Here is a 13,656-nt window from a genome sequence, read left to right on the forward strand (position 1 = left end):
TAAATCAGGAATAGGAATTTTATTATGTTTGGGAAATTTGAAAAACGTATGTCCGGTACACAGATGATAGCTCTTGGTTTTCTATTGCTCATCTTTATCGGAACCATACTTCTGATGCTTCCGGTTTCCAGCCGGAATGGTGAATGGACTCCATTTATAACTGCCCTTTTCACCTCAACCAGTGCTACCTGTGTAACCGGTCTGGTTCTGGTCGACACCTTTACCCACTGGAGCATTTTCGGACAGCTTGTTTTATTAGTTCTGATTCAGATTGGTGGTCTTGGTTTTATCACCATTGGCATTACTGTTTCTTTGATGTTACGTAAGAAAATCGGGCTGAAGCAGCGTGGTCTTATTAAAGAAAGTTTAAACACCCTTGAAATCGGCGGTGTCGTGCGGCTTGTCCGCCGTGTCATCGGAGGCACATTTCTTTTTGAAATGTCAGGTGCATTCATTCTTACACTGCGTTTTCTGAAAGACATGGATGTTTTACATGCCATCTATTATGGTATCTTCCATTCTATTTCAGCTTTTTGTAATGCAGGATTCGATTTAATGGGGCGTTACAGTCCATTTTCATCCATTACCAGATTCTACAATGATCCTGTAGTAATTCTTACCATCAGTGCCCTGATCCTGATTGGTGGTATTGGTTTCTTTGTATGGAATGACCTTAGGGAACACGGGCTGCATTGCCGCCACTATGCCCTGCAGACCAAAATGGTTTTAAGTGCTACTGCAGTCTGCCTCTTTGGCGGCACGCTGCTCTTTTATCTTTTTGAGCATAACCGCTTATTTGCCGGTATGAGTTTCGGAGAACAGCTTTTGAATTCTTTCTTCTGTACTGTTACCCCACGAACTGCCGGTTTTAACGCTGTTGATAATGGTGCGTTAAGCGAAAGCAGTAAATTTCTTTCTATTGTATTTATGTTTATCGGTGGTGCCCCGGGTTCTACCGCCGGCGGTGTAAAGGTTACAACCATATTTGTTCTATTGTTATCCGTACGTTCCACCTTAACCCGTACTACCGGAACAAATATTTTCGGACGCAGACTGGAAGAATCTGTTATCACCAAATCAGTCGTCGTCCTTATGTTCCAGTTGACGCTGGCACTCAGCGCCACACTGGCAATTACTGCTATTTCCGGTTATCCAGTCATTGATGTGGCTTTTGAAGCATTTTCAGCTCTTGACACTGTCGGAATGTCAACCGGTATTACAAGCAGCCTTAGTACCAGCTGTCATATCATTCTAATTCTGTTAATGTATTTAGGACGACTGGGAAGCCTTTCCTTTGCCTTATCATTTACGGATAAGAAAAGGATTGCGCATGTGATGCAGCCGGTAGAAAAAATCAATGTCGGTTAATATCAAATATCTTGATTATACTAGGAGGATTCTATGAAATCATTTTTAATTATTGGACTGGGCCGATTTGGCACTCACCTTTGCAAAGACTTATCCAAACTGGATAATGAGATTATGGTTGTGGACGAGAATGAAGCCGTAATGGAAGATGTTCTCTCTTTTGTCACCAGTGCAAAAATTGGCGACTGCACCAATGAAAAAGTACTTGCCACTTTAGGTGTTGGCAATTTTGACGTCTGCTTTGTCTGTATCGGAAGTAATTTCCAGAGCAGCTTAGAGATTACAAGCCTGCTTAAGGAAATGGGTGCCAGATATGTCGTCAGCAAAGCAAACCGTGATATTCATGCCAAATTTCTGCTGCGGAACGGTGCTGACGAAGTTATCTACCCTGACCGGGATATCGCTGAAAAAACTGCAGTCCGTTTCTCTGCCGACCAGGTCTTTGACTACTTTGAATTAGGCGGTGGCTTCTCCATTTATGAGATTCCGCCATTACCGGAATGGATTGGAAAGAGTATTAAGGATCTAAATTTCCGTGCCTGCTATCATGCCAATATCATCGGTATTAAAACAGATGGTGTCATGAGCCTGCTGCCGGATGCCAATTATATTTTTAAAGACACGGACCATCTGATGATATTAGGCCACAGAAATGACATCGATAAAATTTTAAAGAAACTGTAAAACTACAGAAAACATGCTTTACAAGTCCAGCGTTTTCCCACTACCCGCATAAGCATTGAAAGAAGAGGTATCCGATGCCCGAATCATCAGATACCTCTTCTTTCTCATATTCTGCTACAATATTGTTCCTAAGGCTCCTCTGCCTCACTGATTTCTAAATATGCTTTTACAACCTGTACCAGCTTCTCATAACTTAAGGATGTAGTGTCCAGACAGAAATCGTAATTTCTGGCATCGTTCCACTCCCTGCCGGTATAGTATTTGTAATAATCTGCGCGATACTTATCAATGGTGTCTATCTTCTTTTCAATATCCTTCTTAGTTCCACCATTCTGCTGCATGACACGTTCAATGCAGTCCTTACGCGGTGCGTAGAAAAACAGACTCTTTACATAATCACAATCTTTTAAAACATAATCCGCACAACGTCCGATAATAATACAGGACTCTTCTTTGGCTACCTCACGGATAATTTTCGCCTGATAGTTAAAGAGATTGTCGTTGGATACAAACTCATCACTATCCGGTGGAAGCACTTCCCCATGATATGCTTTCTTCGCAATACGAAACAGTGGCATCTTACGCAGTTTCTCATCTGCCTCTCCAAACAATGCCTCATTGATTCCGCTTTCATCAGAAGCCATTCTTATTAACTCACGGTCATAGCAATGAATTCCAAGTTCTTCTGCCAGCTTCTTACCCAGCGTTCTTCCGCCGCTTCCATAACTTCTTGCAATGGTTATTACCGTATGTTTCATATTTAACACCTACTCTCCTAAATATGCCTTTTTAATAGACTCATTATTCATAAGCTCTTTGGCATCACCGCTCAATACAATTTTACCTGTTTCCAGTACATATGCACGGTCTGCAATCGATAATGCTTTCTTTGCATTCTGTTCTACCAATAGAACAGTTGTACCGGATGCAGATATTTCTTTGATAATGTTAAAAATCTCTTCTACAAAGATTGGAGACAATCCCATGGACGGCTCATCCATAAGGATGATCCTCGGCTTACTCATCAACGCCCGGCCCATGGCAAGCATCTGCTGTTCGCCACCACTTAAGGTTCCAGCCAGCTGATTCTTACGTTCCTTTAATCTTGGAAAGCTCTTGTATACACGCTCTAAAGACTCTGCAATTTCCTGCTTATCTTTTCTGGTATATGCACCCAGCTTTAAGTTTTCATATACTGAAAGCTCTGCAAATACACGTCTTCCTTCCGGAACATGTGCCATTCCCATGGATACAATCTTGTGTCCCGGAACCTTGGTGATATCTGTTCCTTCAAAAAGAATGCTTCCCTTTTTGGCACTGAGCATTCCGGTGATGGTCTGCAGTGTAGTTGTCTTACCTGCACCATTGGCTCCGATTAATGCAATGACTTCTCCTTCATTGACATCAAAGGAAATCCCTTTAATTGCCTGAATCACGCCGTAATATACTTCCAAATCTTTTATTTCAAGCATTGCCATTTTATCATCCCTCCTATTCGCCCAGATATGCCCTGATAACCTGTGGATTATTCAATACGTCACTGGTATTTCCGCTTGCCAGTACCTGGCCGAAGTTCAATACAGTCAGTTTCTCACAGATACCGGATACCAGTTTCATATCATGTTCAATCAGAAGAATGGTCATATCAAATTCATCCCTTACAAAGCGGATGGTATCCATTAATTCTTTGGTTTCATTTGGGTTCATGCCGGCTGCCGGCTCATCTAAAAGCAGAAGTTTTGGTTCAGTTGCCAGTGCTCTTGCAATCTCCAGTTTACGCTGTTTACCATACGGAAGATTGGATGCCAGATAATCTGCTTCATCCTCAAGACCAAATACCTTTAACAGCTCCATTGCCTTTTCATTCATCTCTGCTTCTACTTTAAAATACTTCGGAAGTCTTAGAATTCCGGTTAAAGTAGAATAAGTATGATGATTATGCAGTCCGACTTTTACATTATCCAGCACGGACTGGTCTTTAAAAAGGCGGATATTCTGGAAGGTTCTTGCAATTCCGGCTTTATTAATATCTATGGTTTTCTTTCCGGTAATATCTTTTCCATCCAGTACAATGCTTCCATCATCCGGTTTGTATACACCGGTAAGCATATTAAATACGGTTGTTTTACCTGCACCGTTCGGTCCAATCAGTCCGTATAACTGACCTTTTTCAATCTGCATTTCAAATCCATCTACCGCCCGGAGTCCACCGAAGGAAATTCCAAGATTCTTTACTTCTAACATTGCCATCTTATTGTACCTCCTTCGTTTTCTTTGCAAATAAATTCTTCAAAGAATGTGTCTGTCTCCAGGTAATTGCTGCCGGTGCCCAGTTAAAGAGCATCATTGCAATCAGAACAATTGCGTAAATCAGCATACGGTAATCACGCAGTCCACGCAATACTTCCGGAAGCATGGTCAGTACTACGGCTGCAATAATGGAACCACGGAAGCTTCCCATTCCACCGAGTACGACAAATACCAGAATCATGATGGACATATTGTATCCAAAGTTTGCCGGCTGGGCAATCAGGCTGGAAAGGTTATGTGCATAAAGCACTCCACCTGCTCCTGCGATTGCTGCTGAAATAGTAAATGCCATCAGTTTAAACTTTGTAATATTAATGCCAACGGATTCTGCTGCAATACGGTTATCACGGATTGCCATGATAGCACGGCCGCTTCTGGAATTAACCAGATTAAATACTACAAACAATGCAACCAGAATTAAAATAACACCGATTAAGAAAGTAGACTGTCTTGGTGTTCCGGTGATTCCCTTTGCACCATCGATAATCATTTCTCCGGTTCCCGACATATTAAGAGCCTTGTTGTCATTGATTGCAAAATGCAGACCGTTTTCATCTTTGCCTACATAAAGAACATTGATGACATTCTTGATAATCTCTCCAAATGCCAGTGTTACGATTGCAAGGTAATCACCTCTTAAACGAAGTACCGGAATTCCGATTAAGAATCCAAAGAATGCTGCAACAGCAGTTCCGATTAATAAAGCGATGATAAAACGCAGGGTTGGATTCATCGGTGAATTTTCCATACATCTGGTAAAGAAAGCACTGGAAAATGCGCCGACACACATAAAGCCTGCATGACCAAGACTTAATTCACCCAGATAGCCTACACAGAGGTTCAATCCGATTGCAACGATAGAATAAGTACAAAGGGGTACCAAAAGTCCCTGCATCAGACTGGACATGCTTCCGGTTGCTACCAGAATCTGTACTACGGCAAAAATGACGATTACCATAGCATATGTAATCAGATTACTCTTTGTTGTCTTCTTCATTGTTTTTAAATTCATTTTACTCATTCCTGCCACCTACACTTTCTCATGAATTGGCTTACCAAGAATACCGGTAGGCTTAACCAATAACACAATAATCAACACGGCAAAAACGATAGCATCGGAAAGCTGTGAAGAAATATAAGCTTTTCCTAAGATTTCGATAATACCAAGAAGGATTCCTCCGATAAATGCTCCCGGAATGGAACCGATTCCACCAAATACAGCTGCAGTAAATGCTTTGATACCAGGCATAGCGCCGGTATATGGAGTCAGTGTCGGATATGCTGAACACAGTAACACACCTGCAATTGCCGCAAGTCCGGAACCAATTGCGAAAGTAAGTGAAATTGTCCCGTTAACATTTACCCCCATAAGCTGTGCTGCATCCTTATCCTCGGATACTGCCAGCATTGCCTGTCCTGCTTTTGTCTTTTTAATAAAAATCATCAGACCAATCATGATAACAATACATGCCAGGACTGCCACTACCGTAACACCGGTTATGGTAATTCCGCCAATCTTAATATTCTGCAGTGGAACCACAGAACTAAAGGATTTGGTATCTGCACCAAATATCAGTAATGCAATATTCTGCAACAAATAGCTGACACCAATTGCGGTAATCAATACTGCCAGTGGAGATGCCTTACGCAAAGGCTTATATGCCACTTTTTCAATTATCACGCCAAGCACAGTGCAGACTACAACTGCAAGGATTACGCTCAAAAGCGGGTTCATGTTCATGCCGCTCATTGTCATAAATACGACATAGCAGCCAATCATGATAACATCACCATGGGCAAAATTCAGCATCTTAGCAATTCCATACACCATGGTGTAACCCAGTGCAATGATTGCATAGATGCTGCCAAGGCTGATACCGTTGATTAAATACGTTATGAATCTCATAACAACACCTCTTGCTTTCTCTTAGAATATATACCTCTATAATACATAAAAGGGGCTGCCATTGGCAACCCCTCTTTGGCTTATCTGATAAAATACATTACATTCCTACGTATTCACCATTCTGAATTACAACCGCTTTAGGATCTTTGTTTACTTCACCAGTTGCTGACCATGTCATTCCGCTACCTGTTGCACCATCAATGTTGACTTTTGTAATTGCGTCTTTCAATAAATCACAAATATCAGAAGCACTCATATCCGGTGTTGCATTTGCTTCTTCCAATGCTGCTTTGATTGCATAAATTGCATCATAAGCATCAGCTGCAAACTGGTTTGGTGTATCTTTATATTTCTCTTCATATTTAGAAACGAAGTTTGCAGTTTTTTCATCTTTCGAATCTGCTGCAAACGGTGTTAATAACATAAGTCCTTCTGCTAAAGAAGTATCAAAGTTCTTAACACCTAAGATTCCGTCCATACCGTCGCATCCGAAGAATGTCGGTGCATATCCCATAGAATCTGCCTGGGTTAAGATAATAGATGCTTCTGTATAGTAGATTGGAAGGAATACCAAATCTGCTTCTGCATCTTTTGCTTTCTGTAACTGTGTAGAAAAATCTGTCTTGGAATCTGCAGTAAATGCTTCTTCTGCAACTACCTCAAAGTTCTGGTTTGCTGCTTCTTCTACGAATTTTGCTTCGATACCTGATGAATAGATATCTGAACTGTTGTAAATAATTGCCACTTTCTTGGCAAGGTTATTCTCACCGATATACTGTGCGGATTTTGTTCCCTGTGCAGGGTCTGTAAAGCATACCTGGAATACATTGTCGTTCTTGATTACATCTGTAGATGATGCAGATGGTGTAATCTGGAACATATTATCTGCTGCAGTTAAATCTGCCACAGATACACAAGGACCTGTTGTAACAGTTCCCATTAATACCTGCATACCCCAGTCTTTTAAGGTGTTGTATGCGTTTGCTGCTTTTTCAGGGTCTCCCTGATCATCCTGGAAATTATATTCAATCTGATGACCGTTAATTCCACCGGCTTCATTAATCTCATCGACAGCAATCTGTGCACCGTTCTGAACGGCTGTTCCGTAAATTGCTGCATCACCGGTAACCGGTCCAATTCCTCCGATATAGAATGCATCTTCATTTTTTGCTTCTTTTGAGCCACAACCTGCAAGGCATCCAACTGCCATCGCTGCGACCAGTATTACACTGACTATTTTTTTCTTCATAATAGTTCCTCCTTTAACTCCTAGGTTTCATGTGCCTTATCTTACTACATGAAAATTTGAAAAGCAATACTCATTTTCCCTGCTACTCCTTGATTTTTCTAGGTTTTTCATGCCCTTCACCGCGTTAAAGTACTAAAGACGTATTGATTTTACTAGGTTGATTTATTTTAATATATAACCGCAGGTTATATATCGCATTCCAAACCGGTATAGTTTAAAACTGCTCATAAATAAACGCCGGTGCTGCAGAATCCTTTGCCAGCATAAAATGCATCCATAGAATCATCAGCAGCAGGTAAAAGAAAATCACTTTACCAAGAAATACTGCCTTCTCATTCTGTCTTATCTTTCCGATAAAATTCATAAATCGCTTCATTTAAATCTACCAGTCCTTTCAATGCTGGATGGGAATTATCCTCAAAGTAATACTCTGTATATTCATTTCCACTCAAATCGGCACACTGCACACCATAATCTTCTGCTATGCATCTTATCTTTTCATAAAATGCACTCCGCTCTTCTGCCGTCAGTTCCGTATAATCATACCAGTATCCATTAAAGGGAAGGATTACTACCAAAGGCTCTATTCCCTCCTCCCTGCAAATTGACAAAAAACATTCCAAATCCGAAAATTCCATGGAATCTAAGGTGTACTTCGGATTCTTATGTTTTCCATTGGCAATCAGCGTCTGGTACGTTCCTTTATATACGCTGTCAAACATGCCATAGTCGTTGCCATCCGAAAGCTTATGTCCTTCTGTTTCAGCTTCCTTTCGAAGCTGCTCCCAGGTAGCCTGTGACAGCTTTGCACCACTTTCCCTGCTCCTATGATTGCTGATTCCATCCATCAGTGCCTCTGCCATCACTTTATAATTATTCTTTTCTTCCAACAGTACCTTATGAAAATCTGCTTTTTTCTGCTCCAGCCAGCCTGGTTGTTCTGCTGTATTATCATCCTTCGGCTGATACCATTCCCTGGCTTTTTTTACTCTTTCTGACATGTTTTCATTATCTGCCATGATATTTTGCAGTCTGCCATTGATATAATCTTTGGTTTCCTGACTGATATCCGGATTTTCCAGCAATGCAATATATTCTTCTTCTGAAAAAGCAGCTTCAAACGCCGTGGATTTTACTCCATTTTCTTTAAACCACTGGGGCGAAACGATTAATACTGCCTTCTTATTGGCTGCCTGACTGCCCACCGCGCCCAGCGTAATGGCATGGGTCAGGCTCTGATACCCTGCTTTTCCTACATAAATGGGATCCATATCCGCACCATCAAAAATCGTATCTCCATGGAATCCACTGCCCTGTCCATGCCGCAGCTCCGAAGAGCCGAATATCAGCAATGCATTTTCATCGGCTGCCATCTTCTTTAATGTACTGCCGCTTTGGGATTTTGCATCACTGACCCAGGTGCCTGCTTTTCCCTCTGCCGAAAAACCTCTGCCGCTGTATAAATGCAGTCCCACTATCGTAAGTGCGCATAACAGCAGCGAAACTGCAAATGCTTTTATCGTTTTCATGCTTACTTCTCCTGTGCTTTCGCTTCTACCAGCGCAATAATTTTCTCCGGTGTATCCATATCCTCTCTTATTACTTCCGATGGTGAAATTACAACACCAAGGTTATCCTCAAGTTCCACCAGAAGTGCTACAAAGCTTAAGGAATCCAGTAAATCCTCTTCAAAAAGATTCATCGTAAGGTCTTCCCGGATGCTGTCATCCTCACATACTTTTTCAATAATATCCAAAATCTTTTCTTTCATCTTATAATCTCCTTTTTCTCTTTCTATTTTTCTTTGCAAATGATTCTGCATCTAAAATTTTTCTTCTATATATAAGTTGGGATAACCTAAATTGTAATAAAATGTCCTGAGAAAATCAGGAAACCAAACATCACCAGATTTAATGTGATTCCCCATGATGCCAGTGCATACCAGGTTTTCTTCTTATATTTCTTATAGAACTTCGACTTCTTCTGATAGATTTCCGTAACTGCCAGCAATATGCCATGATAGAGTCCGTACAAAATATAATGCACCGTCAGACCATGCCACACACCCATCACCAGCATATTGATAAGAAAGCCTGCTGCTGCACCGTTTAATCTGCTTTTAAACCATTTTTTGTGCATGGATAACATCATAAATCTGGAAAAGACGAAATCCCGGAACCACTCGGACAGGGAAATATGCCATCTTGCCCAGAATTCTTTCATATCCCGGCTGATAAACGGTTTCTTAAAGTTATCCGGTACGCAGATGCCAAGCATATAGCCGGTTCCCACTGCCATCAGACTGTATCCCGCAAAATCAAAAAACATATAAAAACCATAGCTGTATGCATAACAAACCATATTCCCTGCTGTCTGGTTCATGAACTGGTTCATAATCTGATAGAAGAAATCCGCAAATACGAATTTATATGCTGCTCCTAAAACAAGCTTCTGTAAACCAATTCCAAACCGCTCAAGATATTCTCTTCTTCCCGGCACATTATGATAATCCTCCAAGAATCTTCTGCTCCGGTCAATGGGTCCACAGCTAAAGGTTGGAAAAAAGATTAAAAATGCTGAAAAATCAAGGATTTTCACCTCTTCTATGGTGCCATCATAAAGTTCAATGATAATCTGCACCACCCGGAACGTAAGATAGGAAATTCCGGTAAACTGAAAAAGATTCATCTCCTTTAACCATGGAAGATCACATAATTTACATAATGCAAGTGGCAGAATGGAAAGCAGCACAAAACTGCGATAAAATGCTGCCTTTCTTCCATATTTCTTTCTTATGTATTCATATCCTCTGACCAGCATCCACTCAATCAGAAAATATCCTGCAAAATACGCAAGCGCCGTCAGATTTCCGCCTAACACGCAGACAACCATTACACCGGATACGATAAGGTTATACCAGCGCAGGCTCCTTTCCATACAGCCAAGAATCAATGCGAAAAGCAATAACAGAATCAATGTGCCAAAGAATGGTGCTCCGCTGTAAAAACTCATTCTGCCAGACCTCCAAGATATTTTCGGTCTGCCTTGCCATGGTTATTCATTGGCATGGTTTCGATATATTTTATTTTCTTTGGGATCATATAACCCGGAAGGAATTCCTTCAGACCGTTTTTTACCTGTCTTGAAATCTCAGATGCTTTCTTTCCTGCCATCTGTGCTCCTGTCACAAATGCCGTCAGGCTCTTTACCTTTCCTTCTTCCAGATTCGGCACTACGACTGCATGGTCAATCTGAGGAAGTCTTACCATGTTATTCTCAATATCTTCAATTTCAATGCGGTATCCATGCAGCTTCACCTGCAAATCAATTCTTCCATTATAATAAAGCTGCCCGCCTTTTAAATATCCGGCATCTCCGGTCTTATAACCCCGGTAAGCTTTTCCATCAAGGATACAATGGAAAAATGCCTTCTTTGTCAAATCTGCTCTCATATAATAACCACAGCTTACCGTATCTCCGATAATAACAATCTCGCCCTGTTCTCCTTCCGGCAACACTTTTCCGGCTTTATCCCAGATTTCGATATAAGTTCCTGGCTTTTCATGGCCTACCGGAAGGGATTTGCCCCGGGCAATGGTCTCCTGCAATAATTTCTCTGTTATGGTCACATCTGTGACTGCCACCGTAGATTCTGTCGGGCCATAGGTATTGATAATGACTGCCTCCGGGAAACGTTCCTTTAACTTCTCCACCGTAGCTGTAGTAAGCACTTCCCCACAGAATAAGAAAAGTTTTAAGGCTTTGATCTTTTCCCCACAGAAATTCCGGTCTGCCAGACACATATCCGCAAAGGACGGTGTCGATACCCAGATTTCTATTTCTGACTGTTCTAAGAAGCCCAACATCTCACTATAGTCACTCTGCATCTTCTTATCCATGGTATAAAGCGTTCCGCCACAGACCAGGGAAGTATATAAATCCATTACCGATAAATCAAAAGAAAATGGTGCCTGATTCATAAAATGGGCACCGCCCTTTTCTTCCATGGTGCTGCCTAACTGCACCGACCAGTCAAGATAATGGCTGAGGCAGTCTCTTGTAATCTCTACGCCCTTAGGCTTTCCGGTGCTTCCGGAAGTAAATATGATATACCATACTTCATCTTTGGCCAGAGGCTGTAGCACATCGGTCTCGTTTGTCTCCTGTTTTACGATTTCTTCTATCTTCTCTTTTCCGATTACCATTCCGATTTCTGTCTGATAAACACCTTCTACCACAAAGGTCAGTTCCGGTTCTACGCTTAATACCGTCTCATCCACCCGGCTTACCGGAATGCAGATATCCTGCGGCACATAGCTTCTACCTGCCTTGGCACAGGCAAGGAAGCATACCACCATATACGGGTTCTTATGTCCATATACAATAACCGGCCGCTTACGGTTCTGGCTGTTCTTCGCAATCCATACTGCAAGCCGGTTGGAATATTCTTCTAACTCCTCATAAGTCAGCTTTTGTTCTCTGCTTTGCACTGCACACCGCTTCGGATGTGTCAGGGCAGTTTCTCTGATGTTCTTTAAAATATCCATATCATCCCTCTTTTCTTTTTTCTAGGGACAACTATAGCACAATAAAATCACAAGAATATCACAGTTACGAATTCTTAAAGAACATTAATCTTTGCTTAGGCAGTTCTTAAAGAAATCTAAAACTTTCTACTTGGTTAATCTGTCTCAACAAAGTCCTGCTGCTTTATGAAATACTTTCTTCTCTTACCACGTTATGCTATACTGTGTTTGAAATTTATTCCTGATAAAAGGGAAATAGACAGAAAGAGAGGATTCGATGATGTTAGAATTCAGATATGACACTCAGCTCTTAATTGAAGGGGAAAATCTAAACGAGGATGCAATTAATGATTACTTTACTGAAAATTTCAAAGGAGACTGCCTTCTGGCAGTTGGTGATGAAGAACTGATTAAGATTCATTATCACACCAACGAGCCTTGGAAGGTCTTAGAATACTGCGCAGGTCTTGGTGAAATCTATGACATTGTAGTAGAAGATATGGACCGTCAGGCACGGGGGCTTCAGGGTTAATCTACACTTGACATGAACTGCATTTTTATATTATTATAGTTCTTGTCTTGCGGGCATGGCGGAATTGGCAGACGCGCTAGATTTAGGTTCTAGTGGGAGACCGTGCAGGTTCAAGTCCTGTTGCCCGCAGTCCAACCACAAAAACGGTTCAGGAATTATCCTGAACCGTTTTTTATTATGCCTTCACAGGTATTTCCACTACTGCTTCCCAGTCTCACAGATAGAAGAAAGATTTAAGCTGTCATAAATCACATGGCTTTCTTCTTCTGAAAAATCTCCCCGCAATGTCAGAACGAAATCACTATATTCCGTAATCATGTGGGCATAGGTAATCGTATAGCCGCTGTCTGCTGTTTGACTGGTAATGGTCAGTGTCACACCATCTGCTGTGGTATAAGTACCGGTGCTGTCATAAGCTTCTTTAAAAATATAATCATCCTCATTTGTTATATCCGATACTTCATACTGGATAGACACCGCCTGACTGTCTCCCTTCCGGTAACTGGCAAAGAATGCTCCCCGGGAAAAAGTGTCTGCATCCCTGGAATCATAGCAAAGCTGACAGGCTTTTTCACTCCAGAGTGTTGGATAATTTGCTTCTATATAAGAAAGGTCAATGCCAATATTCTGGTCTTTAAAAGCATCGCTTAATTTCGGATAGACATAACCCACCTCTATTTTGCCATCAATCTTTTCTTCTGCCTTCAAGCTCCATAGATCATCCTTGGTTCCTTCGGTAACGGTTCCAACGAAATCAGAAGTTTGAATAAATTCCTCTGTCCGGTCGGTCACCTTGCTGTCTGCAAAATCAAGATTTTCTCCTGAAAATTCTTCATAATGAATCGTTGTCTCTGTGACATTTTCCATAAATTCCGTTTCATTATCAATAATAGCAATCTGTTTTTGTGCAAGGATCCGCTCTGCCGCATATACACCACAGCCGGTGACTAAAACAAGAAGTGCCACAGCCGCTGCTGTCTGTGCCATTTTCCATGGTTTCTTCGTTTCTTTCTTCCGCATAGGTACAACCTCCTTTTGGGTTGACTGGTTTAAAATCCTCTCGTTGAGTTCTTCCGAGGGA

15 protein-coding genes and 1 tRNA gene are annotated in these 13,656 nt (G+C 41.5%); 4 read left to right on the plus strand and 12 right to left on the minus strand.

Features of this window, described 5'->3' with window-relative positions:
• Window positions 1-24 precede the first annotated feature (24 nt).
• Both DWY37_RS14280 and DWY37_RS14285 read left to right on the plus strand, forming a co-directional pair.
• Entirely contained in the window at window positions 25-1,368 is a 1,344-nt protein-coding gene (locus tag DWY37_RS14280) for a TrkH family potassium uptake protein (RefSeq protein WP_118173539.1), read from the plus strand.
• A gap of 33 nt (window positions 1,369-1,401) precedes the next feature.
• Window positions 1,402-2,052 carry a potassium channel family protein gene (locus DWY37_RS14285; RefSeq protein ID WP_117698530.1) on the plus strand — a complete coding sequence of 217 codons (651 nt, stop codon included), beginning with the start codon at window positions 1,402-1,404 and terminating at the stop codon, window positions 2,050-2,052.
• A gap of 128 nt (window positions 2,053-2,180) precedes the next feature.
• Here DWY37_RS14285 and DWY37_RS14290 read toward each other — a convergent pair whose 3' ends face one another.
• From DWY37_RS14290 to dltA, 11 genes are all read right to left on the minus strand, one after another.
• Window positions 2,181-2,810 carry a cytidylate kinase-like family protein gene (locus DWY37_RS14290; RefSeq protein WP_117841843.1) on the minus strand — a complete coding sequence of 210 codons (630 nt, stop codon included), beginning with the start codon at window positions 2,808-2,810 and terminating at the stop codon, window positions 2,181-2,183.
• 9 nt (window positions 2,811-2,819) lie between these two features.
• Complete coding sequence (locus DWY37_RS14295) at window positions 2,820-3,530, minus strand: ABC transporter ATP-binding protein (RefSeq protein WP_117698529.1); 711 nt, start codon at window positions 3,528-3,530, stop codon at window positions 2,820-2,822.
• A 13-nt stretch (window positions 3,531-3,543) separates the two neighbouring features.
• Window positions 3,544-4,302: an ABC transporter ATP-binding protein gene (locus tag DWY37_RS14300; protein WP_117698528.1), complete on the minus strand. Its 759-nt coding sequence runs from the start codon at window positions 4,300-4,302 to the stop codon at window positions 3,544-3,546.
• A 1-nt stretch (window position 4,303) separates the two neighbouring features.
• A complete protein-coding gene (locus DWY37_RS14305) occupies window positions 4,304-5,383 on the minus strand; it encodes a branched-chain amino acid ABC transporter permease (protein WP_117698554.1) in 1,080 nt (359 codons plus the stop codon).
• Between the two features lie 9 nt (window positions 5,384-5,392).
• Window positions 5,393-6,268, minus strand: a complete 876-nt coding sequence (locus DWY37_RS14310; RefSeq protein WP_117698527.1) for a branched-chain amino acid ABC transporter permease — start codon at window positions 6,266-6,268, stop codon at window positions 5,393-5,395.
• 97 nt (window positions 6,269-6,365) lie between these two features.
• On the minus strand, window positions 6,366-7,517 hold the full coding sequence (locus DWY37_RS14315; protein WP_117698526.1) for an ABC transporter substrate-binding protein: 1,152 nt from the start codon (window positions 7,515-7,517) through the stop codon (window positions 6,366-6,368).
• A gap of 214 nt (window positions 7,518-7,731) precedes the next feature.
• Window positions 7,732-7,881, minus strand: coding sequence for a teichoic acid D-Ala incorporation-associated protein DltX (locus tag DWY37_RS14320; protein WP_117698525.1), 150 nt, complete (start codon window positions 7,879-7,881; stop codon window positions 7,732-7,734).
• Window positions 7,850-9,046: a D-alanyl-lipoteichoic acid biosynthesis protein DltD gene (dltD, locus tag DWY37_RS14325; RefSeq protein WP_117698524.1), complete on the minus strand. Its 1,197-nt coding sequence runs from the start codon at window positions 9,044-9,046 to the stop codon at window positions 7,850-7,852. The genes DWY37_RS14320 and dltD overlap by 32 nt, the downstream gene beginning before the upstream one ends.
• Window positions 9,047-9,048: 2 nt before the next feature.
• Window positions 9,049-9,288, minus strand: coding sequence for a D-alanine--poly(phosphoribitol) ligase subunit DltC (gene dltC, locus DWY37_RS14330; protein WP_118173564.1), 240 nt, complete (start codon window positions 9,286-9,288; stop codon window positions 9,049-9,051).
• An 86-nt stretch (window positions 9,289-9,374) separates the two neighbouring features.
• Window positions 9,375-10,529, minus strand: coding sequence for a D-alanyl-lipoteichoic acid biosynthesis protein DltB (dltB, locus tag DWY37_RS14335; RefSeq protein WP_117698523.1), 1,155 nt, complete (start codon window positions 10,527-10,529; stop codon window positions 9,375-9,377).
• Window positions 10,526-12,064: a D-alanine--poly(phosphoribitol) ligase subunit DltA gene (dltA, locus tag DWY37_RS14340; protein WP_118173538.1), complete on the minus strand. Its 1,539-nt coding sequence runs from the start codon at window positions 12,062-12,064 to the stop codon at window positions 10,526-10,528. Before dltA ends, dltB begins: the two co-directional genes overlap by 4 nt.
• Window positions 12,065-12,323: 259 nt before the next feature.
• Here dltA and DWY37_RS14345 point away from each other — a divergent pair, with 259 nt between their 5' ends.
• Both DWY37_RS14345 and DWY37_RS14350 read left to right on the plus strand, forming a co-directional pair.
• Window positions 12,324-12,575, plus strand: coding sequence for a kinase to dihydroxyacetone kinase (locus DWY37_RS14345; RefSeq protein WP_117698552.1), 252 nt, complete (start codon window positions 12,324-12,326; stop codon window positions 12,573-12,575).
• A 49-nt stretch (window positions 12,576-12,624) separates the two neighbouring features.
• Window positions 12,625-12,704 (plus strand) — tRNA-Leu (locus DWY37_RS14350).
• Between the two features lie 69 nt (window positions 12,705-12,773).
• On the opposite strand, the gene DWY37_RS14355 is transcribed toward DWY37_RS14350, so the two are convergent.
• Window positions 12,774-13,595 carry a hypothetical protein gene (locus DWY37_RS14355; RefSeq protein WP_117698521.1) on the minus strand — a complete coding sequence of 274 codons (822 nt, stop codon included), beginning with the start codon at window positions 13,593-13,595 and terminating at the stop codon, window positions 12,774-12,776.
• Between the last annotated feature and the right edge of the window lie 61 nt (window positions 13,596-13,656).

It is taken from the genome of Roseburia sp. AF25-13LB, from assembly GCF_003478915.1.
Classification (GTDB): Bacteria; Bacillota; Clostridia; order Lachnospirales; family Lachnospiraceae; genus Roseburia_C; species Roseburia_C amylophila.